The sequence below is a fragment of the Streptomyces sp. NBC_00083 genome, from assembly GCF_026343295.1.
Lineage (GTDB): Bacteria > Actinomycetota > Actinomycetes > Streptomycetales > Streptomycetaceae > Streptomyces.
Genome location: NZ_JAPELY010000002.1, coordinates 570,095 through 594,881 on the forward strand (window position 1 = coordinate 570,095; position 24,787 = coordinate 594,881).

Consider the following 24,787-nt stretch of genomic DNA (forward strand, 5'->3'; position numbering starts at 1 on the left):
GCCCATGGAAACGCTGGGAAGGTTCATCGGCGACGCGCCGCGCATCGCCCACGTCGCACTGGCGCTCGCCGTCATCCTGCTCGTCGCCCTGGCGGGCCGGGCCCTCGCCAGGACGCTGCGCCAGCCCGAGGTGATCGGGGAGATCGTGGTGGGTCTGCTGTCGGGGCCCGCCGTGATCGCCCTCCTCGGGCGGCCCGCCCTCGACGCGGTGCTCCCGGCCCCCGTGTTCGACGTCATCAAGCTGGTGTCCCAGGCCGGACTCGTCCTGTTCCTGGTCGGTCTCGCCCACAAGCTGGGCGCGGCCTCCGGCGGGGCGCCGCGCGGCGGCACGCTGCGGGTGGCGGCCGGCGCGCTGGCGGTGCCGCTCCTCACCGGGCTCGCCCTGGCCGGCCTGGTGCTGGTCAGCGACGACAGTGCGGCGCGCGGCAGCGCCCCGCTGCCCGCCTTCGTGCTGATGGTGGCGGTGTCGATGTCCATCACCGCGGTCCCCGTCATGGCCCGGATCCTCGCGGACCGGGGCAGGACAGGAACCCCCGCGGGCCAGACCGCGCTCGCCGCGGCCATCGCGATCGACGCGGTGGGCTGGCTGCTGCTGACCCTCGCCATCAGTCTCGGCAAGGGAAGCCTCGACGGAGTGCTGCACTCGCTGCGGGCGCTCGCCTTCGGCGGGGTGTGCGCGCTGGCCGTCCGGTACGGGCTGCGCACCCGGTTCGCCCGCACCGGCTGCCTGCGGATGCCGCGCACCTCGGCGGCGCTCCTGGGTGCGACGGCCCTGGCCGTGGCGCTCGCCATGGAACACCTGGGGATGACCGCGATCCTCGGCGCCGCGCTCGTCGGCATGGCGATCCCCGGGGGCGAGGACGCGCCCTGGGAGCGCGCGGTGACCAGCGTCTCGCGGCTGGGCGCCGCTCTGGCCCCGGCCTTCTTCGTGGTCACCGGCGTCACCGTGCTCACCGGCTCGTTCGCCGACACGTCCTGGCTGCTGCTCGTTTCGGCGGTGGTCCTCGGCTGCGCGGGCAAGGGGATCGGCAGCTATCTGGGGGCCCGCTGGAGCGGCCGGCCCCGGGGGACGGCGCGCCGGATCGCCGTCCTCATGAACACCCGCGGCCTCACCGAACTCATCGCCCTCCAGGCCGGCCTCAGCGCCGGGATCCTGACGGGGCCGGTGGTCCTCGCGCTGATCGTGATGGCGCTGACGACGACGGCCATGACGGGACCGCTCCTGAATCTCCTCGACCGGGGAGAGCGCCGCCTCACGACCGGGGCGTTTGCCGTAGCGACAGAAAGCAGTGTCCGATGACCGAACGCGCCCTCAACGTCGAAGCGCCGGCCGACCTGGCGACACCCGATCGCTTCCGCGCCATGATGAGCGGTTTCCCGACCGGTGTCGGCGTGGTCACCACCACCGGGCACGACGGTGCGCCCCGGGGCATGACGTGCTCCTCGGTGTGCAGCGTCACGCTCAGCCCGCCGACCCTCCTGGTCTGCCTGCGGGACGGCAGCCCGACCCTGGAAGCCATCCTGGAGCGGGGCACCTTCGCGGTGAACCTGCTGCACGAAGGGGCCCGGGAAACAGCCGAGTTGTTCGCCTCCGGCAACCCCGAGCGGTTCCACCTGGTCCCCTGGGAGCAGGAGACCGAGGCCGGCGGACCGCACCTGGTGCGCGACGCGCACACCGTCGCCGACTGCGACGTGTCCGCCGTGCACCGGATCGGCGACCACGTCACCGTGTTCGGGGAGGCCCGGCTGCTCACCCGGCACCACGAACTCCCGCCGCTGCTCTACGGGTTGCGCCAGTTCCGCTCCTGGTCCCAGCTCTGATCCCCCTCCCGCTTCCGACCGTACGGCGCCACCAGGTCCGTCCCTGCCCCGAGGGTCGGACCTTCGCGCATGTCCCGACGCCGGGCCGGGCCGGACTGCCGAGACTTACCCTTGACCGCACTCATCGTCATGTGTAAGTCTCGACTTACAGGCTTCGGGGTGACGGAGAGGGTGAACCATGACGAGCGACGATCTGCTGGCAGTTCTCGCCGCGGTGGGCCACCGGCAACGGCTCCGCGCCATCGCCGAACTCGCGGGCGGCAGGCTGTACGTCAGCGAGCTGGCCCGCCGGCTGGAGATGTCGAGGCCCCTGCTCTACATGCACCTGGAACGCCTGGAGAAGGCCGAACTGGTCGTGAGCAACCTCGAACTCTCCCCGGACGGCAAGGCGTTGAAGTACTTCGAGCTGGCACCGTTCGACCTGCACGTCAATCTCGCCACGATCGTCGGGGCCATGGCCCAGGACACGGAAGGGCCCGTCAACATGAAGAAGGGGACCGCGGCATGACCGGCGCCGTCATCACCATCACCATCACCCTGCTCGTCGTGGGCGGGATCACGGGCAGCGTGGTCGCCTACTTCCGGCTGCTGCGCCATCGCGCCGACGCGGTCGCCATGGCCGAATTCCGCAAACTGGCCGAGGAGTTGCCCGGTGTCCAGCTGGCGCTCCAGGCGCAGCTCGGCGCGCTCGACGAACGGATGAAGTCGATCGAGAACCTGCTGCGGAGCGTCGGATGATCGCGCTCAGGGACGGCCGCAAGCTGCCCGTCGACCGCAACCCGCTACGGATGCTCCGCTCGGCCGCGCCCTGGCGCGCTACCGGGTACCTGGCCAGCTATCTGGTGGCAGGCCCGGTCCTGTTCGCGGTCGGTGCCCTCGCCCTCGTGGCCGGCCTCGTCTTCATGCAGCTCACCCTCACGGTCGCGCTGACCGTCGGCTCGGCATGGGTGGTCCGCTGCTGCGCCCAGGTCGAGCGGGGGCGCGCCGTCCTCGTGGACGCGCCCGTCCCGTACGCCTACCGGGAAGCCGAGAAGCCGGGCCTGGTGGGGCAGTTCAAGGCGCGCTGCGGCGACCCCGTGACCTTCCGCGACATCGCCTGCCTGGTCCTGCTCTTCCCCTTCCTGCTCCTGCTCGACGTCCTCGCGCTCGTGGTGTGGCTCGGGCTCCTCGCCGGCGTCTCCCTGCCGCTGTGGTTCTGGAGCATCAACTCCCGGCAGAGCGACGGAAGTTCGGTGCGGGGCGTATGGCTGGGCGGGCCCGACGACGGCGATGCCGGCCTGTGGATCGACAGCTGGCCCGCCGCCCTCCTCACCGCGGTGCTCTGCCTCGCGGTCCTCCTGTACGCCTCCTACCTGGTGGTCGGGGCGGCCCGGCTGCACCTGACCGTCGCCCACACCCTGCTCCGCCCGCCGCCGGACCCGCTGGAGCGGGCCAAGCGGATCCTCACCGAGCCCGGCCCCCTGGCGCTCGTATCGAACCGCCCGCCACCCGGGCTCACCCTCAGCGAAGGACACAGCTCATGACGGGGACGCCGAGCCCGCAGTACCGGCAGGACGTCGTACGGCTCGAATCCGTACGCAAGGTCTACGGCGGGTCCAGGAACCGGGTGGCCGCCCTCGACGGCGTCACCCTCGGCCTGCCGCGCGGCACCTTCACCGCGGTGATGGGCCCCTCCGGGTCCGGCAAGTCCACCTTCCTGCACTGCGCGGCCGGACTCGACCGGCCGACCTCGGGAACGGTGTCGCTCGACGGCGTCGACCTCACGCCGCTCAAGGAACGCGAGCTGACCAAGCTGCGCCGCGAGCGGATCGGCTTCATCTTCCAGGCGTTCAACCTGCTCCCCGCGCTGAGCGTCCTCGACAACGTCGGCCTGCCGCTCCGGCTCGCCGGCCACCGGCCCAAGAAGGCCGCGGTCGAGGAGGTCCTGGAACGGGTCGGCCTCGCGGACAAGCGGGGCAGCCGCCCCGGTGAGCTCTCCGGCGGCCAGCAGCAGCGCGTCGCCATCGCCCGCGCCCTGATCACCAAGCCCGCCGTCATCTTCGGCGACGAACCGACCGGCGCCCTCGACACCTACGCCGCCCGCGAAGTGCTGATGCTGCTGCGCGAAGCGGTGCGCGAGGCCGGCCAGACCATGGTGATGGTCACCCACGACCCGGTCGCCGCCTCCCACGCCGACCGTGTGCTCTTCCTCGCGGACGGACAGTTCGTCAGCCACCTCGACCGGCCCACGGCCGACCAGGTCGCCGAACGCATGACGGGGCTCGGCGCCTGGGGCCAGGACTCCGCCGCGGTCCGCGCCGGACACGGGGTGCCCCGATGATCCGCATCGCGCTGCGCACCCTGCGCTTCCACAAGGGCGGCTTCATCGCCTCGTTCATCGCGCTGTTCTTCGGCGCCGCCATCGTGATCGGCTGCGGCGGCCTCTTCGAGACCGGGCTGCGCAGCGCCGCACCGCCCGGCCGGCTCGGCGCCGCGCCGATCGTCGTCACCGGCGACCAGAGCCACCCCGGCACCCACGGCGAGACCGTCTTCACCGAACGCGTCCCCCTCGACGCCTCCCTCGCCACCACCATCAAGACCCTGCCCGGCGTGGCCGACGCCGTGCCGGACCTCTCCTTCGACGCCACGCTGGCGCACGACGGCGCCGCGGCCGGGCCCCTCAAGGTCACCGGCCACGGCTGGTCCTCCGCCAAACTCGGCCCCTACCGGCTCACCGCGGGCACCGCGCCCACCGGACCCGGCCAGGTCGTCCTCGACGCGAGGCTCGCCGCGAAGGCCGGCATCGGCGCCGGGCAGCGTGTCCAGCTCCTCGTCCACGGCGGCGCCAAGACGCTCACCGTCGCCGGGCTCGCCGACGGAACCGGTGAGAGCGACACCCTCTTCCTCTCCGACCCGCTCGCCGCCCAGGTCGCGGCGCGGCCGGGCAAGCTCGACACCATCGGCGTGCTCACCACGCCCGGAGCCGACCGCGGCCAGGTCGTCGCCGCGATCAAGAAGGCGGCCGAAGGTAGCCCGGTCTCCGTCCTGACCGGGGACAGGCGCGGCTGGGCCGAGAACCCCTCGATCATCACCGACGGCACCAAACTGGTCACCCTGGCCTCGGTGTTCGGCGGGCTCTCCGCCATGGTCACCGTGTTCGTGGTGTCCAGCACCACCGGGCTCTCCATCCAGCAGCGGCAGCGCGAAATGGCCCTGCTGCGGGCGATCGGCACCACACCGGGACAGCTGCGCCGGCTGATCCTCGGCGAGACCCTGTTCATCGCCGTCATCGCCACCGGCCTCGCCTGCTACCCCGGCCCACGCGTCGGCAGATGGCTGCTCGCCGCGTTCGCCCGCGGCGACGTGGTGCCCGACGCCCTGGCCTACCGCGCCGGGTGGATCCCGATGGTGACCGGCGTGGGCGCGGCCCTGCTCACCGCGCTCGGCGCGGCCTTCATCTCCGCCCGCGGCGCGGCCCGCACCCGGCCGACCGAGGCACTCGCCGAGGCCTCCCTGCAACGCAAGTGGGTCAGCGTCCCGCGGCTCGCCTTCGCGCTGCTCTTCCTCGGCGGCGGCACCGCGCTCGCCCTGGTCACCGCGAACATGTCGGGCCCCATGGCCGGCAGCACCGCGACCCCGGCCGCGATGCTGTGGACCGCCGGGTTCGGACTGCTCGGACCCGGGCTCGCCAAGGTGATCACGGCCGTACTCCGCTGGCCGCTGCGGGCCCTGACCGGACTCGCCGGACGCCTCGCCACGCTCAACGCCAAGGCGCGGATCGGGCGGATGGCCGGAGCGGTCATGCCCGTCATGCTCGCCACCGGCCTCGCCACCGCGCTCATCTACCTCCAGACCACCCAGTCGAGCGGCTCGCAGCAGGCGTTCAGCGACAACATGCGGGCCGACCTCGCGGTCACCTCGGTCTCCGGCGGCCTCCCGCTGTCCATGGTGGACACCATCAGGAAGCAGCCCGGAGTGGCGGCCGCCTCCGCCCAGATCTCCAGCCTCGGATACCTGGAGCCCAAGACGCCGCCGTCGCAGTCCGAGATCGACGAGGGCGACTTCGAGCCCACCGAGATGCCGATGCAGGGCGTCACCGCCGAGGGCGTGGCCGGCACCACCGCCTTCCACGCCACGAGCGGCAGCCTCGACGAGCTGCACGGCGACACCGTCGCGCTCCCGGCCTCCGAGGCGGGCGGGTTCCACCTCGGCGACCAGGTCCCGATGCGGTTCGGCGACGGTGCGGAGGCCTCCCTCAAGCTGGTGGCGACGGTGGACGCGCGCCGCGGCTACGAGACCGCGCTGCTCCCCGCGTCGCTGCTGGTCCAGCACACCGACGCCGGACTCGTCCCGCAGATCACGGTGACCGCGCAGCAGGGCACCGACCCCGCCCGGCTCGTCCAGAACCTGTCGGCCCTCGCCCAGCAGCACCCGGGCCTGAGCGTGCTGCCCCGTGCCATGGTGAGCGCGGTGCACCAGAGCGAGGACGACACCCAGGCCTGGATGGCCTATCTGGTGCTCGGCGTGGTCGTCGCGTACGCCACGATCGCCCTGGTCAACACGCAGGTCCTGGCCACCACCGAGCGGCGCCGCGAGTTCATGCTGCAACGGCTCATCGGGGCCACCCGGCGGCAGGTGCTGCGCATGATGACGGTGGAGGCCATCCTCGTGGCGGTCGCGGGCCTGGTCCTCGGGTCGCTGGTCGCGGTGCTGACCCTGGTGCCGCTGAGCGAGAGCGTCCTCGGCTCGCCCGTCCCGGAGGGCTCACCGTGGATCTTCGCCACGGTGGTGGTCGCCGCCTTCGTCCTGACCCTGGTCACCACCCTGATCTCGGCCGCGCTCGTCCTGCGCAGCCGGCCCGGCGCGATGGTGGGCCTGCGCGAGTGACGCGGACCGCGTGAGGAACGACGCATCCCCGGCCACGGAAGACCGTGGCCGGGGATGGGCGTGCGCGGGGGAAGTGGCGCCCGTACGTCAGTAGGCGGCCTGCGCGACCTGTGCCTGCTGGGGGATGGCGTCCAGGGCGTGCCGCCACATCTCGGGGGGCGAGCCCTGCGCGGGCACCCGCTCCGCGGTGGAGCGGGCGGGCAGACCGTCGAGGAGGGCGAGGCCCAGCGGGGTGACCGTGTGCAGCACCGTGTTGCGGATGCGGCGGGTGGTGATGAGGCCGGTCTGGCGCAGCACCGTCGTGTGCTGGCTCGCGCCGGCCGCGGAGATGCCGAGCCGGTGGGCCAACTGGCTCGTGGTGCACGTGGCGCGCAGCACCCGCAGCGCGGCGGCCCGGGTCTGGCCGACCAGAGCGCCGAGCGACTGGGCGCTGTCGTCGGGCTCGTCCCACAGGTTGGCCGCCCGCTGCACGTCCGGCGGCGCGGCGAAGGCGAGCACCAGCTCGCCGCCCTCGCTGCGCTTGCCGGTGAGCTGCGCCGGGCGGTGGTTGAGGAACACGGACGGGGTCAGGACCAGGCCGCGGCGGTCGAGGAAGACGTCCTCGTCGGGGCCGCCGGGGATCTCCAGGACCTGCGAGCGCCACTTGATCTTCGGGTGCAGCGTGGCGAGCAGCAGTCCCACGCCGCCGGCCATCACCACCCGTCCGCGGGCCTCGCACTCGACCTGGAGGTAGGCCTCCATGTGGTCCCAGTACGGTGCGATCGCGGCCTGCCAGACCTCGGAGAGACCGGCCGCCTCCCGGTACGCGGACAACTGGGCCACCAGGGCGTCCTGGCCGGCCGCGTCGGCGGTGTCACCGCCGGGGCCGCCCTCGCTCCCGTCGTGCTCGATCAGATCCAGGAGCGCCTCGGGGTCGTTGACGAGGCTGACGCCACCCGATCGCAGCCGGGGCCACGACGGCAGCCGCTTGGCGACCTGCTTGCGCCAGCGCGCGTACGCCGGCGGGACGCCCTTGCCGAGCAGACCGTGGGCGAACGCCGTTTCGATGAGGGGACCGGCGCTCGTCTTCAGTCTCGTCTTGGCTATATCGGCAGCGGTGAAGTGAATTCTTTGCATAACTGCCCCCGTAAATAAGCTCGTTTGCAAGGAAACCGTTCAGGCCGACTGGCCGGTGAGCGTCACGAAGACGTCGTCCAGGGTGGGCCTGCGCAGCGCGAAATCGACCACCTCCACGCCCTCTTCGCGCAGTGCGGTGGCCGCGTTGGCGATGCCGGTCATTCCGTCGCCGAGCGCGATCGAGACCAGGCGCCGCTCCAGGTCGACGGAGGGTTCGTCCGCCGACGTCCGGCGCAGCGCGGTGACCGCCGCGGAGACCTCGTCCGGGCGCGCCACCTCCACTTCGAGGCGCTCGTCACCGACCTTGCGCTTGAGCTCGTCCGGGGTGCCCTCGGCGATGACCCGGCCTGTGTCGACCACGGCGATCCGGTCGGCGAGGGCGTCCGCCTCGTCCAGGTACTGCGTGGTCAGCAGGACGGTGACGCCGTCCGCGACGAGTTCGCGGACCGCGTTCCACAGCGCCATCCGGCTGACCGGGTCGAGGCCCGTGGTGGGCTCGTCGAGGAAGAGCACCGACGGCGTGGTGACCAGGCAGACCGCCAGGTCGAGGCGCCGGCGCATGCCGCCCGAGTAGGTGTGGGCGGGGCGGTCCGCCGCTTCGGTGAGGTCGAACCGGGAGAGCAGCCGGGTGGCACGCTCGCGCGCCGCCCGCCCGCCCAGGTGCAGCAGCCGGCCGATGAGGACGAGGTTCTCCCGCCCGGTGAGGAGTTCGTCCACCGCCGCGTACTGGCCGGCGAGACCGATCCGCCGCCGCACCTCGTGCGGCTGGCGCACCACGTCGAACCCCGCCACCTCGGCGCGCCCGCCGTCGGGCTCGTTGAGGGTCGCCAGCATGCGCACCGTGGTGGTCTTGCCGGCCCCGTTGGGGCCGAGGAGACCGAACACCGTGCCGCTGGGGACTGCGAGGTCGACACCGCTGAGCGCTTCGTGCTGCTTGTACCGCTTGCGCAGCCCATCCGCCTGAATCGCCATGCTCACTGTTGTTCCTCCGGCCTGCGGGCGAACCGACGGATACTCAAGAAACCCGGGCTTCGGCGGCCTCGCGCAGACTGCGCGGCCGCATATCGGTCCAGTGCTCCTCGATGAAGGCGAGGGCGGCGTCGCGCGGGCCCTCGGCGAGCGCCACGGTCCAGCCGGCGGGCTGCTCGGCGAAGGCGGGCCAGAGGGAGTGCTGGCCTTCGTCGTTCACCAGTACGAGAAAGGTTCCGTCCTGGTCATCAAAAGGATTCGACACGTCGCGAACTCCGGTATCCGAGTCGTATGGAGGCACGGGCCCCACGGCCCGTGCCTGCATGCTTCCGGCGTCCGCTGACGCGGAGCTGACAGCTCCGCGCGGGCGTCAGTCGACGCTGCGCAGCAGGGACTCGACGGACTTGACGCGGTCGTTGAGCTCGGCCAACTGGCCTTGCAGGACCTCCTGGTTGGCGACCGCCTCGTCGGCGAGCCTGCGGTATTCGGCCATGGCGACGGCGTCGGCGCGGTGGCGCTGGAGTCTGAAGTACGCGACCACACTCGCCGTTATCCCGCCGATGACGATCAAAACGATGGCAATGGCGATGACAGCGCCGGTCATGTGGGCTTCCCCTTAGGTTCGTTGAGTCCTTCGTACCCGTGGCCTCAAGGATCGTATCCAGGTTCGCGGACAGGTCGGCTCCACGTCAGGCGGTTGTCAGCCGCCGCCCGGCCCCGCCGGGAACGCCGACAGCCCGCCCGGCCCCCCGCGAAGGGGGACGGGACGGGCTGCCGGCGTGGGCCGTCGAGGGGGGTCAGACGGCCGGCTCGGGGGTGAGCTCGACGGGCAGGCCGCTGTAGCCGTACACGAAGTTCGAGTACAACCGCTGCGGCGGGCCCTGGAGTTGGATGTGTGCGACCCGTGTACGGAGCGCCTCGACCATGGCGTTCACATGGACGCGGCCGAGGAAGGCGCCGAGGCAGAAGTGCGGGCCGTGGCCGAACGCGACGTGCTTGTTGGGCGTACGGGCGATGTCGAACGTGTCGGGATCGGGGAAGACGTCCTCGTCGAAGTTGGCCGAGCTGTTCCACAGCGTCACCACGTCACCGGCCTTGATCACCTGGTCGCGCACCGGGACATCCACCAGGGCGCGGCGGCCGAAGTGCATGGCCGGCGTGGTCCACCGCATCACCTCCTCGGTGGCGCTGTCCGCGCCCACCTCGCCCGCCTTCAGCCTGCGCCACTGCTCGGGGTGCTCGCTGAAGGCGATGAGGCCGCCGATGGACGACATGCGGCTCGACTCGTCGCCGCCGAGGATGAGGCTGTAGCAGTTGAAGACGATCTCGTCCTCGGAGAGCGGCTTGCCGTCCACGGTGGCCGTCGCGAGGGCCGAGATGACGTCCTCGCCGGGGTGCCTGCGCCGCTCGGCGGCGAGCTCGGAGAAGTAGAGCAGGATCTCGTTGCGGGCCATCACCTCGTCGAGCGCGCTGTCCTCGGAGCTGTGCCGCGACAGCGTCTGGGTGTTCCACTCCACGAGCCGCTCCCGGTCGCCGGCCGGGATGTCCATCAGGTCGCCGATCGTGTTGATCGGGATGTGGTCGGCGACATCGGTCACGAAGTCCAACGAGCCCAGCCGCAGGGCCTGTTCGACCAGTTCGCGGGTGCGCCGGTGAATGCCCGCCACGACGGGTTCCAGGACCCGGGGCGAGAACGACTTGAGCATCAGATTGCGGATCTCGCGGTGCCGCGGGCCGTCGGTGACGGCCAGCATCTTGCGCGACGCCGAGTCCTCGCCCTGCAACAGCGTCACCAGGACGTTGCCCCGCTCGGAGGTGAAGTCCTTGTTGTTGCGGTAGATGTCCACCACGTCGGCGTACTTGGTGACGGCCCAGAAACCGGGCATGTTGCTGCCGCTCACCGGCTGCCAGTGGACCGGGCTCTCCTCGCGGTAACGGCGCCACATCGCCTTCGGGTCGACGTCGAGGAACGTCTGCGGGTCGGTGAGGTCGACGGTGCTCGGATCCGGTACGGCGCGCTGCTCCTGAGCAGTGGTCATGGTGTCTCCTTCCGGGATGGGGCGGTCAGGAACCGGCGGTGCGGTAGCGGCGCAGGCTCACGGTGAAACAGGCCGCGAACAGCACGCCGAGGGTGACCACGATCACCACCCCGGGATGCTGGGCGGGGAAGCTGTCGCCGGTAGTGGCGGGGTTGCCCCACAGGTCGCGGCAGGACGCGATGACGGCGCTGATCGGGTTCCACTCGGCGAGCGGGCGGACCAGGGCGGGCATCGAGTCGGGGGAGAGGAAGGCGCTGGAGACGAACGGCAGCACGATGACGATGAACGGCGTCCACACGTTGATCGTCTCGACGCTGCCCAGCGTCATCGCGAACAGCACGCCGAGCCACAGCATCACGTAGGTCAGGACCACGATCAGGCCGAACCCGGCCAGCACGGAGAGGGCGTCGGTGTGCGGCCGCCAGCCGAGCGCGAGCCCCGCGCCGGTGACGACGACCAGACCGAGCAGCCCCACCAGGAGGTCGGCGAAGGTGTGGGCGAAGAGCACCGCGGAGCGGCTGATGGGCAGCGATCTGAACCGGTCGACCAGGCCGCCCTGGAGGTCCATCGCCACCGACACGGCGGTCGGTCCGACGCAAGCGAGCGCCACCTGGACCGCGCCGCCGGCGAAGACGTACTCGCCGTAGTCGCCGCCCGCCGGCAGGGCGATGGCGTCCCGGAACAGATAGCCGACCATGACCATCGAGACCAGGGGGCTCATCGCGACCCCGAGGACCCGGCCGGGCGCCCGGCGCAGGTGCAGCAGCCGCCGGCCGGTGATCGCGAACATCTCGGACAGGGCCGAGCGCAGACCGCCCGGGGCGCTCGGCAGCTCCGCGCCGAGGCCCGTCGTGGCGGGGTTGGTGAGGGTGGTCATCGCTGTCCACGTCCGTCCCGGTCGAGGTGGTGGCGCTCGAGCTCGGCCGCGATGGCCGGGCCGATCTGGGCCAGGGGGCCGGGGTTGAGCAGGTCGTCGTGGTCGGAGTCGACGCGGTGCACGTCGAGCGTGCCGCTGAAGTACGGCTTCCACCGCTCGGCGGGGTCGCTCTCGCCCGGGACCGGGTCCGCCTGCCCCGCGACGAAGAGCCGCATCGTGGTGTCGAGGTCCCGGGGCGTGTAATGCCGGTGCAGTACCTGGTGGTTGGCCATCAGATCGACCATGCGGGCCATGCGCTCCTCACCCATCTGAGCCAGCGGACTGTTGTCGTGCCGCAGTGTGTCGATGACGTCCCCGACGCTCAGCGCGCGGGCGCCGAACTCGGAGCGGTCGTGGCCGATGCCCTCCAACAGCCAGGCGAGCATGGCCTGTTGGTCCGGATCGGGCCGGTTCTCGTCCGCCGCGGTGCGCGGGTAGGAGTCGAGGTTGGCGAGCAGGCCGACCTCGTCGCCCGCCGCACGCAGCTGTACGGCGATCTCATAGGCGAGGAGGCCGCCGAGCGACCAGCCGAGCAGGTGGTACGGGCCCTCGGGCCGCACCTTCCTGATCAGCTCGATGTACTCGGCCGCGGTCTCCTCGATGCTCGTCGGCAGCGGCGCGCCCGCCACCACGTACGGCGACTGGATGCCGTACACGGGGTGCTCGGCGCCGAGGTGACGCACGAGCGGCAGGTAGGAGAGCGCGAACCCGACGCCGCTGTGCAGGCAGAACACCGGTGGGCGGCTGCCCGTCGGCTTCATGCACAGCACGGTGCCGTACGGGTCGGCGTACTCCAGGGCGCCGGTCTCCTCCAGGGCGTCGGCCATGATCTGGGTGCTCCGGCGGCGTGCGGGGGCTTCCTCGGCGGCGGCCGTGGCCTGCCCCGCGACGGCCGCGAGCGCCCGGACCGTCTGGTGCTCGAAGACGTCCGCGATGGTGATCTCCACCCCGGCCTTGCGGGCGAGCGCCACCAGACGCAGCGACTTCATGCTCGTCATCGAGGTGTCGAAGAAGTTCTCCTCGACGTCGAACCCGTCACGGCCCAGCACCTGGGCGACGATCGCGCACAGCGTCTCCTCGACCCCGGTCGCGGCCGCCGGCCCGGCGGGCCGCTCGGCCGCCGTCGCGCCGGGCTCGGCAGGGGCCGGTGGCGCCTCCGGGGCCAGCAGCTCGCCGTCGGTGCCCCACTTCGCCCGCTGCCCGGTCCGCAGCAGCCGCGAGCCCGCCGGACCGTAGGGGTTCGCCACGAAGTGCTCGGCGGTCGCGCCGGGCGCACCGGCGTAGCCGCGCGCCAGCGTGGCACCGCCGGTGTACACCTCGCCCACCACCCCCGGCGGAACGGGCGCGAGCCATTCGTCGAGGACGTACAGCTGGGTGTTCCACACCGCCTTGCCCGGCGCGTACGTCCGCGGAGTCGGCCAGTCGGCGGCCGGCGGCTCCGTGGCCCGTACCCCGGCCCCCGAGAGCAGCGGCCCGAAGAGCCCGGCCGCCGCCGTCTCCCCGTGCGCGAGCGCCCACGCGAGGTGGGCGGCGGCCGCCCGGTGCTCGACGACCGTGCCGCGAGGCCGGCCCGCCGCGTCGTCGCCCCGGATCACATAGGCCGCGTGCGCGGGCAGCAGGGGAGCCGCGCGGTCCGCGTCGGTGACCGGCGCGGACGGACCGCCCCGTACCTCGGGAGCGTCGAGCACCACCGCGGTGACGCCGGTGCTGCGCAGCCTGCTCGCGAGCCCCGCGGTCGTCAGGACGCACAGCGGGTCGGTCTCGGCGAACAGCGCCTTGATCCGCCCGACCGGCTCGTCCGCCGCGACCGGCACGTACGCCGCACCCGACTTGAGCACCGCGAGCACCGCGAGCGTCTGCTCCGGGGCGCGCGGCACCGCGAGGGCGACGATCCGGTCCGGACCGGCGCCCTGTGCGATGAGATGGCGCGCCAACTGATCGGCCCGTGCGTCCAGTTGGGCGTAGGTGAGCGCCTTGGCCCCGCTGCCGGTGGCCGGCGCGTCGGGGGTGGCGGCCACCCGCGCCGCGAACAGGTCGGTGAGGGTCGCGGCGGGCAGTTCGTGCGCGGTGTCGTTCCAGCCGCGCAGTACCTGCTCCCGCTCGTCGTCGGTGAGCAGGTCGAGGCCGCTCAGGCGCAGCTCGGGATCGGCGACCACCTCCCGCAGCACCCGCTGGAACTGCTCGGCCATGCGCTCGGCGGTGGCCCGGGTGAACAGGTCGGTGCTGAAGCTGAGCAGGCCCCGGACGCCGCCACCGCCGGGCCACGGCAGCAGCTCCAGCATCAGGTCGAGCTTGGCGCGGTCGGAACCCACGTACTCGGGCCGGACACTCAGGCCCGGCAGGTCGAGGGGCAGGTTGCCCTGGTTCTGCACGCTGAGCATCACCTGGAACAGCGGGTGCAGACTCCGCGAGCGGGCCGGCCTGAGCGCCTCGACCACCTGGTCGAAGGGGATGTCCTGGTGGGAGTAGGCCGCCAGGTTGGTCTCCCTGATCCGTTCGAGGAGCTCACGGAAGGTCGGGTCGCCGCTGGTGTCGCCGCGCAGCACCAGGGAGTTGATGAACATCCCCACGAGGTCGTTGAGGGCCTCGTCGGTGCGCCCCGCGATGGGGGAGCCCACCGGAATGTCGGTGCCGGCGCCCAGCCTGGTCAGCAGGGCGCACAGCGCGGCCTGGAAGACGATGAACTCGGTGGTGCCGGTCCGGCGCGCGAGCTCGGTCAGGGCGGCGTGCAGGCCGGACTCCAGCTCGAACATCACCATGTCGCCCGAGGACGTGCTCGCCTCGGGGCGCGCGAAGTCGGTGGGCAGCGCCAGCTCACCGGGTGCGCCCGCCAGCGCGTCCCGCCAGAAGGCGACCTGCTCCGCGGCGAGGCTGTCCGGGTCGTCGGCCGAGCCGAGCAGCGTGCGCTGCCAGAGCGCGAAGTCGGCGTACTGCACGGGCAGCGGGGTCCACCGCGGCGCCCGGCCGTCGCACCTGGCCCGGTAGGCGGCGGCCAGATCGCCGAGCATCGGCGCGATCGACCAGCCGTCGAAGACGATGTGGTGGAGGACGAGCACCAGGACCCACTCGTCGACGCCGACCGCGAACAGCCGGGCCCGCAGCGGGGTCTGGGACCTCAGGTCGAAGCCGATGTCGCCCTCGGCGAGCAGCGCGGCCTCCAGCTTCGCCGCCGACACCGTCCGCGTCCGCAGCACCGGGGCGCCCGCCACGGCGTCGAGGACCCGCACCGACGGCACCCCGTCGCTCTCCGGAAGCACCGTCCGCAGCACCTCGTGCCGCTCCACCAGGTCGTTCAACGCCTCTTGCAGCGCCGCCTCGTTGAGGGTGCCGGTGAGGCGGAACGCCATCGGGGTGTTGTACGTGCCGTCGGTGTGCTCCTGGCTGCGGTTGATGAACCACTGCTGCTGCTGGGCGAAGGACAGCACCGGGGTGGCGTCCTTCGGCGCGGGCACGAGCGGGGGCCTCGCCCGGTCCGCCGACTCGACATGACCGGCGAGCGCGACCACCGTCCGCGCCTCGAAGAGCGCCCGGATCGGCAGCTCCACACCGAGGGCGCCGCGGGCCCTGCTGACCAGCCGCGTCGCCAGCAGTGAGTGGCCGCCGATCTCGAAGAAGTCGTCGTCGATGGAGACCTGGGCGACGCCGAGGATGTCCGCGAACAGGCCGCAGAGGATCTCCTCGACCGGGGTGCGCGGCGCACGCCCCTTCAGGGTGTGCCCGAGGTCCGGCGCGGGCAGCGCCTTGCGGTCGAGCTTGCCCTGCGCGGTGAGCGGCAGGGCGTCGAGCGCGACCACCGCCGACGGCACCATGTACTCGGGCATCGACCGGCCGAGCTGCTCGCGCAGGCCCTCGGCGACCGCGGGTTCGCTCACCACGACGTACGCCACCAGGCGGCGGTCGCCGTCCCCGCTCTCGGAGACGACCACGGCGGCCTGCTCGACGCCGGCCAGCGCCAGCAACGCCGTGGAGATCTCGCCGAGTTCGATGCGGAAGCCGCGCAGCTGCACCTGGTCGTCGGCGCGGCCCTGGTAGTCGAGCTGTCCGTCCGGCAGCCACCGCACCAGGTCGCCGGTGCGGTACATCCGGGCGCCCGCCGGGCCGTAGGGGTCGGCGACGAAGCGCTGCGCGGTCAGGTCGGGTCGGCCCAGATAGCCGCGGGCCAGACCGCCGCTCACGTACAGCTCGCCGACCACCCCGCGCGGGGTGGGCCGCAGGTGGTGGTCGAGGACGTACACGCGGTGGGCGTTGGTCGGGCGGCCGATCGGCGGCCGGCCGGTCTCCGTCAGCGGGCCGCCGACGGTGGAGCTCACCACGGCCTCGGTCGGGCCGTAGCCGTTGTAGAGCCGCACCGCCGACGACCAGCGCTCGACGACGCTCGCCGGAACCGCCTCGCCGGCCACCGCGAGGCGCAGGTCGGCGGGGAGCGTGCTGCCCTCGGGCAGCCCGCCCACCACGACCGGCGGCAGGCCGGCGAGGTTGACGCGAGCGGTGTTGATCAGGTCGACCAGCGGCTGCCCCGGCGCCCGGCACTCCTCGTCCGCGATCACCAGCGTGCCGCCGGTGAGCAGCGCCAGCATGATCTCCCAGACGGAGGCGTCGAAGCTGAACGAGGCGAACTGAAGGACTCGGGTCTCCTCGTCGAGGCCGAAACGCTCGACGAGGCTGTCGACCATCGAGAGCAGCCCGGTGTGGGCCACCACGACTCCCTTGGGCCGCCCGGTGGAGCCCGAGGTGTAGATCACGTACGCCGGGTGCTCCGGGCGCAGCGGGCCCGTCCGGTCGGCGTCGGTGAGGTCGGCGGCCCCGAGCGCGGCCAGCCGCTGTACGGTGCCGGGCGCGTCGAGGACGAGCGGCTCTGCCGCCAACTCCGCTACCTCGTCGAGGCGTTGGCGCGTCGAGACGTCGGTGAGCACCGCCGTCGGACGGGCGTCCGCCAGCATGTAGGAGATGCGGTCCACGGGGTAGGCGGAGTCCACCGGCAGATACCCGGCGCCCGTCTTGAGTACCGCGAGCGCCGCCACGATCACCTCGGGGGAGCGCGGCAGCATCACCGCGACGGTCTGCTCGGGGCCGATGCCGCGCTCGACGAGGAGCCGGGCCAACCGGTTGGCGCGCCCGTTGAGTTCCGCGTACGTGACCTCTTCGGAGCCGAGTGACACGGCCGTCTTGCGGGGGGTGCGGGCGGCGCGGGCCTCGAAGACCCTGGTGGTCAGCTCGCCGGACGACTCCTTGGCGCCGGCCGCCCCCGACCAGTCGCCGAGCAGCAGGCCGCGCTCGTCGTCGCCGAGCGCGTCGAACCGGCCGAGCGAGGTGGTGGGGGAGGCGGCGAGCTGCTCCAGGACGCGCACGAAGCGCCGCAGGATCTCGTCGACCTCGCCGGCGGCGAAGATGTCCGGGCGGTACTGCGCTTCGAGGCGCATCCGGCTGCCCGGGAACACATTGAGCGCGAAGGGGTATTCGGCGATGACCCGGGCTTCCCAGGCACGCATGCTCAGCCCCGGCACGCGCTCGCCGATGTGGTCGAGGGCGCCGGTCGGATAGTTGTGGAAGGAGACCACGGTGTCGAAGAGTTCGCCGATCCCGGCGCCCTGCTGGACCTCCGCGAGCCCGAGGTGCTGGTGCGGCTCCAGGTCGAGCTGACGCTCCTGGAGGGTGTGCAGCATCTCCTCGAAGGTCAGCGCGGGGGTGAGGGCGACGCGCACCGGGAGGGTGCTGAGGAAGGAGCCCACCGTCTGCTCGATGCCGGGCACCTCCTCGGAGCGGCCCGAGACGACCGCGCCGAACGTGACGTCCCGGCGCCCGGTCAGCCGGCCGAGGGCGAGCGCCCACGACCCCTGCATGACCGTGCTCATCGTCAGGCCCCGGGAGGTCGCCCAGGCGGTGACCGCCCCGGTCAGCGCCTCGGGCAGGTCCAGGGAGCGGGAGCCGGGCAGCACCGAGACGCGCGGGCGGTCGGCGGGGCCGAGCCGGGTGGGCTCGTCGATGCCGGCGAGCTCCTTCTGCCAGGCCTCGCGCGCCGCCGCCTTGTCCTGCGCGGCCGACCACTCCAGATAGCCGCGCAGCGGGACGACCGGCGCGAGGGCCGTGCTGTCACCCCCGTTGGCCCACAGGGTGACCAGCTCCTCGGCGAGGACCGCGGAGAGCGACCAGCCGTCCACCAGCATGTGGTGGGCGGTCCACACCACACGGTGGCGACGCTCGTCGACGCGGTAGACGGTGAAGCGGGTCAGGGGCGCGACGGTCACGTCGAAGCGGTCGAGCCACTCCTCTTCCGTGCGCCGCCGCACCTCGGCGTCGACCTCCGCCTCGGGGCGCCCCGAGGCGAACTGCCTGAGGTCGACCTCCGTCCAGGCGAGCTCGACGGCCGAGGAGATCAGCTGGACCGGGTCGCCCTCGTCGCGCTCGCGGAAGCACGCCCGGAGGCTGGGGTTGCGGTCGAGCAGTGCCGTGGCGGCCGCGCGCAGGGCGGAGCGGTCGAGCGGACCGTCGATGTCCATCGTCACCTGGAGCGTGTACGCGTCCATGCCCTGCTGGTCGAACTCGGCCTGGAAGAGCAGGCCGCGCTGGAGCGGCGAGAGCGGCAGGATGTCATCGAGCCCCTCGATGTCACGCTCGTACGCCTCGATCTCCTGCTGGGTGAGCGGCACCAGCGGGAAGTCGGACGGGGTGCGCCCGCCCGCCTCGGGGCGTTCGGCGTGCGCGGCGAGCGCCGTGAGCGCGCGGAACCAGTCGTCCGCGATCCCGCGGACGTCGGCCTCCGCGAGCAGGCCGCCGGCCCAGGTCCACTCGGCGACCAGGACCGGCCCCTCGGCGCGGTCCTCGGTCGTCGCGACCAGTTCGAGGGCGTGGCGCAGCGGGGAGCCGGGTGCGGCGGTGAGGCCGAAGGCTCCCGCCTCCATCGCCCAGTCGCCCCGGGCGGAGCCGGTGGCGAACCGGCCCAGGTAGTTGAAGCCGATCCGGGGGGTGGCCGCGCGGGCGAGCACCGCGGAGGTCTGCGGGTTGAGATGGCGCAGCAGGCCGTGCCCGATGCCGTGGTCGGGCAGCGCGCGCAGCGTCTCCTTGACCCGCTTGAGGGCGGCGCCCACGGCGTTCGTGCCGTTCCACACCTGCTCCCAGTCCGGCTCGCCCACGTCGAGCCCGACGGGGAAGACGCTGGTGAACCAGCCGACCGTACGGGACAGGTCGAGCCCGTCGGCGAGCTGTTCGCGGCCGTGGCCCTCCAGCTCCACCAGGGCGCGGGAGCCGCCGCCGCGGTGGGCGAGGGCCAGCGCGAAGCCGGTGAGGAGCACCTCGTTGACCTCGGCGTGGAAGGCGTCGGGCACCCGGCCGAGCACCGCGGCGCTCTGCTCGGTGGGCAGTTCGAGCCGCAGCCGGCCCGCGGCGGCGTGCACATCGCGGGCCGGGTCGAGCGGACGCGTGCCGAGTTCGATCGAAGCGCCGTCCAACTGCTCGTTCCACAAGGGGAGTTCGGCGACACGGCGCGGGGTGCGGGCCTGCTCGGAGAGGGTGGTGGCCCAGCGCCGGAAGGACGTGGCGACGGGGGCGGGCTGCGCACCCTGCCACGCGGCTTCCAGATCGGGCAGCAGGATCCGCCAGGACACGCCGTCCACGGCGAGGTGGTGGATCACCAGGAGCAGCCGGCCGGGGCCGCGGTCGCCGTTGCCGCCGTCCGCGCCGCCGCCCTCGCTCTCGTCGAGGACCACCGCCTGGACCAGCAGCCCGTCCGCGGGGCGAAGCCGCTCCCGCGCCGCCGTGATCTGCTCGGCGAGCACCGCGTCGCGGTCCGCGCCCGGAGCGGATTCGACCCGGCTCAGGACGGCTGCTGCGGATATCGCGCCCTGCGGCAGCGTCTCCAGCGACCACAGGCCCGCGACCGGCGAGGTGAGCCGGATGCGCAGCGCGTCGTGCCGGTCGAGCACCGCCTGGAGGGCGCGCTCCAGCCGGGCCCGGTCGCCGGCCGCGCCGGCGGGAAGGGTGACCGTGACGTACTGGGCGAACTGCGCTGCCGTCTCCGGCGAACCGGCGAGGTCCTCGCGCAACTGGTCGATGACCGGAGTGAGTTCGAGCGCGCCGACCCCGTCGGCCACGCCGTCACCGGCGCCCGCCGCGGGCTGTCCGGCCGGCCGGGCGACGGTCGCGATGGCGGCCGGCGTGCGGTGCTGGAAGACGTCGCGCGAGGTGATGAGGAGCCCCGCGGCGCGGGCCCGGCCCACCACCTGGATGGCGCTGATGCTGTCGCCGCCCAGCGCGAAGAAGCTGTCGTCGACGCCGATGCGGTCCACGCCGAGCACCTCGGCGAGCACCCGGCACAGCGTCTCCTCCTGCGGGGTGCTCGCGGTGCGCCCGGCGGCCGTCACCGCGAACTGGGGGGCGGGCAGCGCCTTGCGGTCCACCTTGCCGTGCGCGGTGAGCGGCATCCGGTCCAGGGTCAACAGGACGGCGGGCACCATCTGTTCGGGCAGGACGGTGCCGAGCCGCTCCCGCAGCGCGACGGTGTCGCAGGGGGCGCCCGCCGTGGCCACCACGTAGCCGATCAGGCGGTGGTTGCCGGCCGGGTCCGCGACGGCGGCGGCCGCCGCGTCCGCGACGCCGGGCAGCGCGCGCAGCGCCGCCTCGACCTCGCCCAGTTCGATGCGCTGGCCGCGGATCTTGACCTGGTGGTCGCGCCGGCCACCGAAGACGAGCTGACCGTCGGCGAGCAGCACCACCTGGTCGCCGGTGCGGTACATGCGGGAGCCGTCGCCCGCGAACGGGTCGGGCACGAACGTGGTGGCGGTGCGGGCCGGGTCGCCGAGGTAGCCGCGTCCGACGCCCGCGCCGGCGATGTGCAGCTCGCCCGGGACACCGCGCGGCACCGGACGCAGGTCGTCGCCCAGGACGTAGAGGCGGGTGTCGCGCAGCGGACGGCCGATCGGCATGGAGGCGCCGCTCACCTCGGCCGCGGCGTACGCGTAGCCGTGGGTGACGTCGTCCGAGCACTCGGTCGGGCCGTACACGTTGGCGAGCGGGACGCCGGGATGGCGGGCGAACCAGCGGGCACACAGCTCGGCGGGGAGCGCCTCTCCGTTGGAGATCATCCAGCGCAGCGCCGGCAGGGCGGGTCCGCCGCCGGAGGCGTCCCACACGTCGAGGGTCGCCCGCAGGAGCGAGGGCACCACTTCGAGGACGGTCAGCCGCTCGGCCGCGATCACACCGAACAGGGCCTCGGGGTCGGCGGCGTCGGCGCGCGCGACGGCCCGGACCCGGCCGCCGACGAGCAGCGTGGCGAGGGACTGCCATACGGAGACGTCGAAGGTGACGGGCGCGTTGTGGACGAGCGCGTCGGAGGCGTCGAGCGCCAGCTCCTCGACCTTGGCGAGCAGGTGGTTGACGAGGCCGCCGCGCTGCACCATGGCGCCCTTGGGCTTGCCGGTGGAGCCCGAGGTGTAGATCACGTAGGCCAGGTCGAGGGGGCCGCCCGCCACGGGCGCCAGGGTGTCCGCGCCGTCCCGCGCGCCGTCGAGCACGTGCACCGGCAGCGCGGAACCGGTGGCCGCGGCGGCGCGCTCGGCCGACGCGCGGTGGGTGGTGTCGGCGAGGATCCGGACGGCGCCGCTGTCCTTGAGGAGCTGCGTCAGCCGGGCGAGCGGGGCGCGCGGGTCGAGCGGCAGGAAGGCTCCGCCGGCCCCGAGCACGGCGAGTTCCGCGGTGACGAAGTCCCGGCCCGGCTCGCTCACCACGGCCACGAGGCCGTCATCGGCGAGGTGCCGGGAGACGGCCGAGGCCCGGCCGACGAGTTCGGCGTAGGTGAGGCTTCCGCCGTCGTCGGTGACCGCGACCGCGTCGGGCCGCTCGGCGGCGTGCGCCCGCACCCGCTCCACGACGCCCAGGTAGGGCTCCTGGCGCGCGGGTCCGGTCAGGGCGGCGGTCAGTTCCGCCTCCTCGCCGGCCGAGAACAGGCCGAGGGAGGAGAGCGGTTCGTCGGCGCCCGCGTCGAGGAACCGGTCGAGGTAGGCGACGAAGCGGGTCAGGTGACCGCGGACGTCGTCCGGTGTGTAGCGGGCCTCGTTGCCGCTGAGGTCGACGCCGATCCCGTCGGCGCCCTTGTCGGCGACGGTGAATTCCAGGTCGTCGACGAGACCGGTGGAGGGGCTGAGGATGGTCGCGGCGCACGGACCGATCCGCAACTCCTCGACCTGCGGCATCATGTTGATGAACGGGCCGAAGGGCCTGCGGTCGTCGCTGGGCAGACCCATCGCGCGCCGGATCCGGCTCACTCGGTACCGCTGGTGCTTGAGCCCCTGCGAGAACGCCTTGTAGGTGGTGGCGAGCAGCTCGCCCCGCGTCATCGCGGGCCGCAGCGCGAGCCGCAGCGGCAGGTAGTTGACGACCATGCCCGGGATGTTCTGCATGGCGCCGCCCACCCGCGCGGTGACGGGCAGCGACAGCAGGACGTCGTCGGTGCCCTTGAGCCGTCCCGCGTACGCGCCGAGCGCGGCGACGAGCACGGTCTGCCAGGTCACGCGGGCGTCCCAGCCCACGGAGCGCATCCGCTCGGCGATCGACTCGGGCAGCACGGTCGCCTCGCGCAGGAAGGTCTGCGCCGGGTCCACGTCACGGGTGGCGAGGCTGAGCGGCGCCGGGTGGTCGGCGAGCTCCTTCTCCCAGTAGGCGCGGTCACGCTCCATGCGCGGGGAGCCGGTGTAGGCGGCCTCGGCCTCGACGAGCGTGCTGAGCGGCGGGAAGCGGTCCTCGTCGAGGGGGGTGCCGGCCAGCATCGCCTCGTAGATCGCGGAGAGCCGCTGCCAGTAGATGACGTAGCTGAAGCCGTCCGATACGAGGTGGTGGTTGAGCAGGCAGAAGAACGTGCGGTCCTCGGCGAGGGTGAAGACGCTCAGCCGGAACAGCGGCACCGCGGGGACCGCGGTGGTCGGCAGGGGGATCCGCAGATCGGCGTGGATGGCGGCGAGAGCCGCGGCGGCCGGGTCGTCGGCGGTGCTGACATCGGTGACGGTCAGCGGAAGCTCGCCGAGCGGCTCCACGAACTGCCGCGGCTCGCCGTCCACTTCGGTGAAGCGCAGCCGCAGGCACTCGGACTCCTCCACGAGGCGCACGAGTGCCGCCCGGAACAGCGCCCGGTCCAGCGGCCCGCGGATGTCCCAGTAGATGGCGGTGTTGTACGTCGCGCCTCCGCCGGAGAGCTTCTCGTCGAACCAGATGTCCTTCTGGCCAGCGGTGAGGGGCAGGCCGCCCGTCTGAACATGAGTCATAGCAATCCCCTAGCGAAGGTCACCGAGTGCACACCGTCGATCATCGAGAAAGCCGCTGACAGCGGACTGACTCCCAACTGCCCTGCACCTCACGCGAGTTGTGCGCCCTCTCGGAGCGGAGAGGGGCGGGGGGCCGGGCGGACGGGCCCGGCCGCCGCGCGGCCCGGGTCTCAGCCGCAGCCGCCCGCGTGGGCGTCCTCGACCGAACGGCCGAGACCCACCGCGCCGGCCGGCCCGGCCAGGGCGCGGGCGGGAGCCTGCTTCGACTCCAGGTGGGCGACGAAGTCGTCGAGCCGGTCCAGGCCCCAGAAACGGGTGTATCCGTGCACGAAGAACGGGACGCCGAACACGCCGTCCTTGCACACGCTGAGCAGGATCCGGACGCCCTCGGCGCGCAGATCGGGGTCGTCGCTCGCGTCGGCGATCAGATCGCGGTCGATGCCGAGCCGGCCGCCGATGTCCGCGATGGTGCGGCGGTCGCAGATGTCGAGCCCCTTGCCGAAACGGGCCTCGTAGACCGCGGTGATGTACTCGTGCGCGAGGCCGTGCTCCTGCGCGACGAGGTAGCCCAGGTGCGGGACCTCCCACACCGGGGCGCGATCGACCGGCCAGGTCACCGTGATGCCCCGGGCCTTGGTGAGCCGGCCGACGTCCTGGAGGACGTACCGGTTCTTCTCGCGGGACATCTCCGAGTACGGGAACGCGCCGCCCTGCTCGACGAGTTCGCGGCTGCTCTCCGCGTCCGGCTCGAAGAAGGGAAGCCACTCCAGCCGGTCGACGAGGTCCTTGTGGTTGCTCAGCACCTCGCGGTGGGCGAGCCAGGAGTAGGGGCTGCGCAGATTGAAATAGAACCGCGGTGTCTTGTTCTTGGCGGCGGGGGGCATGGTCAGTTCCACTCCTGAATCTCGGGGGCCCGGTGTTCGGTGGGACGCGGGCCCGGGAAGGCATGGGGGCCGGGCGCCCGGTTCAGACGACGAGGCCGCCGTCGACCCCGAAGACCTGCCCGGTGATGTAGGAGGCGCGGTCGGAGGCGAGGAAGGACACCAGGTCGGCGACCTCGTCGGGGCGGCCGAAGCGGCCGAGCGGGATCCGCTCGGTCATCCTGCGGGTGTGCTCGTCGGTGAGCGCCGACAGCATGTCCGTGTCGATGAAGCCCGGCGCCACCGCGTTGGCACGGATCCCGTACCGCCCGGCCTCCTTGGCGAGCGCCTTGGTGAAGCCGATGATCCCGGCCTTCGTCGCCGAGTAGTTGGTCTGGGTGGCGTTGCCGTACACGCCCGCGACCGAGGACAGCGTGACCACCGCGCCGGAGCGGCGCTTCATCATCGAGAAGACCGCCGCCTTGCACACGTTGTACGTGCCGTCGAGGTTGACCCGGAGCACGGCGTCCCAGTCCGCCTCCGCCAGCATCACCAGCGGGTTGTCGCGCACGATGCCCGCGCAGGACACGACGGTGTGCAGCGGCCCGAGGGCCTTCTCGCTGTCGCGTACGAAGTCGCGTACGGCGCCGTGTCCGGCCACGTCCACCTGCGCCGCGTACACGCGGGCACCGGCGGCGGTCGCCTCCGCGGCCACCGCGTCGGCGGCCTCCTTGTTGGACTGGTAGCAGAAGGCCACGTCGTAGCCGTCCCCGGCGAGCCGGGTCACCACGTGCCGGCCGATGCCGCGGGAGCCCCCGGTCACCAGCGCGACGCGTCGTTCGTTCGCGGTCATGCGCGCATCTCCTCTCCATGGGTGTGGCCCGACTCCCGTGTCGGATACGGGAAGTGGGCTCGCCAAGGTGCGGCACGAAGCTCGTGCCGCACCTTCGC

16 protein-coding genes are annotated in these 24,787 nt (G+C 72.9%); 7 read left to right on the forward strand and 9 right to left on the reverse strand.

Features of this window, described 5'->3' with window-relative positions:
* The first annotated feature begins 4 nt into the window (after nucleotides 1-4).
* From OOJ98_RS19065 to OOJ98_RS19095, 7 genes are all read left to right on the forward strand, one after another.
* Nucleotides 5-1,300, forward strand: coding sequence for a cation:proton antiporter (locus OOJ98_RS19065; protein WP_267056106.1), 1,296 nt, complete (start codon nucleotides 5-7; stop codon nucleotides 1,298-1,300).
* Nucleotides 1,297-1,821: a flavin reductase family protein gene (locus OOJ98_RS19070; RefSeq protein ID WP_267056107.1), complete on the forward strand. Its 525-nt coding sequence runs from the start codon at nucleotides 1,297-1,299 to the stop codon at nucleotides 1,819-1,821. The genes OOJ98_RS19065 and OOJ98_RS19070 overlap by 4 nt, the downstream gene beginning before the upstream one ends.
* Nucleotides 1,822-1,999: 178 nt before the next feature.
* Nucleotides 2,000-2,329, forward strand: coding sequence for a winged helix-turn-helix domain-containing protein (locus OOJ98_RS19075; RefSeq protein ID WP_267056109.1), 330 nt, complete (start codon nucleotides 2,000-2,002; stop codon nucleotides 2,327-2,329).
* Nucleotides 2,326-2,559 carry a hypothetical protein gene (locus OOJ98_RS19080; protein ID WP_267056111.1) on the forward strand — a complete coding sequence of 78 codons (234 nt, stop codon included), beginning with the start codon at nucleotides 2,326-2,328 and terminating at the stop codon, nucleotides 2,557-2,559. The genes OOJ98_RS19075 and OOJ98_RS19080 overlap by 4 nt, the downstream gene beginning before the upstream one ends.
* Entirely contained in the window at nucleotides 2,556-3,344 is a 789-nt protein-coding gene (locus tag OOJ98_RS19085; protein ID WP_267056112.1) for a sensor domain-containing protein, read from the forward strand. The genes OOJ98_RS19080 and OOJ98_RS19085 overlap by 4 nt, the downstream gene beginning before the upstream one ends.
* Nucleotides 3,341-4,141, forward strand: a complete 801-nt coding sequence (locus OOJ98_RS19090) for an ABC transporter ATP-binding protein (protein WP_267056114.1) — start codon at nucleotides 3,341-3,343, stop codon at nucleotides 4,139-4,141. The genes OOJ98_RS19085 and OOJ98_RS19090 overlap by 4 nt, the downstream gene beginning before the upstream one ends.
* Complete coding sequence (locus OOJ98_RS19095; RefSeq protein ID WP_267056115.1) at nucleotides 4,138-6,687, forward strand: FtsX-like permease family protein; 2,550 nt, start codon at nucleotides 4,138-4,140, stop codon at nucleotides 6,685-6,687. The genes OOJ98_RS19090 and OOJ98_RS19095 overlap by 4 nt, the downstream gene beginning before the upstream one ends.
* Nucleotides 6,688-6,774: 87 nt before the next feature.
* Here OOJ98_RS19095 and OOJ98_RS19100 read toward each other — a convergent pair whose 3' ends face one another.
* The 9 genes from OOJ98_RS19100 to fabG form a co-directional block, all read right to left on the reverse strand.
* Nucleotides 6,775-7,803 (reverse strand): helix-turn-helix transcriptional regulator, encoded by a 1,029-nt coding sequence (locus tag OOJ98_RS19100; RefSeq protein ID WP_267056116.1) that lies wholly within the window; start codon nucleotides 7,801-7,803, stop codon nucleotides 6,775-6,777.
* Between the two features lie 39 nt (nucleotides 7,804-7,842).
* The gene (locus tag OOJ98_RS19105; protein WP_267056117.1) at nucleotides 7,843-8,775 is read right to left on the reverse strand and encodes an ATP-binding cassette domain-containing protein; all 933 of its coding nucleotides are present in this window, start codon (nucleotides 8,773-8,775) and stop codon (nucleotides 7,843-7,845) included.
* Between the two features lie 43 nt (nucleotides 8,776-8,818).
* The gene (locus tag OOJ98_RS19110) at nucleotides 8,819-9,037 is read right to left on the reverse strand and encodes an MbtH family protein (protein ID WP_267056120.1); all 219 of its coding nucleotides are present in this window, start codon (nucleotides 9,035-9,037) and stop codon (nucleotides 8,819-8,821) included.
* A gap of 105 nt (nucleotides 9,038-9,142) precedes the next feature.
* Complete coding sequence (locus tag OOJ98_RS19115) at nucleotides 9,143-9,376, reverse strand: hypothetical protein (protein ID WP_267056121.1); 234 nt, start codon at nucleotides 9,374-9,376, stop codon at nucleotides 9,143-9,145.
* 193 nt (nucleotides 9,377-9,569) lie between these two features.
* The gene (locus OOJ98_RS19120) at nucleotides 9,570-10,811 is read right to left on the reverse strand and encodes a cytochrome P450 (protein WP_267056122.1); all 1,242 of its coding nucleotides are present in this window, start codon (nucleotides 10,809-10,811) and stop codon (nucleotides 9,570-9,572) included.
* Between the two features lie 25 nt (nucleotides 10,812-10,836).
* On the reverse strand, nucleotides 10,837-11,688 hold the full coding sequence (locus OOJ98_RS19125) for an ABC transporter permease (protein WP_267056124.1): 852 nt from the start codon (nucleotides 11,686-11,688) through the stop codon (nucleotides 10,837-10,839).
* Nucleotides 11,685-22,976 (reverse strand): amino acid adenylation domain-containing protein, encoded by an 11,292-nt coding sequence (locus OOJ98_RS19130; RefSeq protein ID WP_267056125.1) that lies wholly within the window; start codon nucleotides 22,974-22,976, stop codon nucleotides 11,685-11,687. The genes OOJ98_RS19125 and OOJ98_RS19130 overlap by 4 nt, the downstream gene beginning before the upstream one ends.
* A gap of 170 nt (nucleotides 22,977-23,146) precedes the next feature.
* The gene (locus tag OOJ98_RS19135) at nucleotides 23,147-23,860 is read right to left on the reverse strand and encodes a 2-hydroxychromene-2-carboxylate isomerase (protein ID WP_267056126.1); all 714 of its coding nucleotides are present in this window, start codon (nucleotides 23,858-23,860) and stop codon (nucleotides 23,147-23,149) included.
* 82 nt (nucleotides 23,861-23,942) lie between these two features.
* On the reverse strand, nucleotides 23,943-24,689 hold the full coding sequence (fabG, locus tag OOJ98_RS19140) for a 3-oxoacyl-ACP reductase FabG (RefSeq protein WP_267056127.1): 747 nt from the start codon (nucleotides 24,687-24,689) through the stop codon (nucleotides 23,943-23,945).
* Nucleotides 24,690-24,787: the final 98 nt, after the last annotated feature.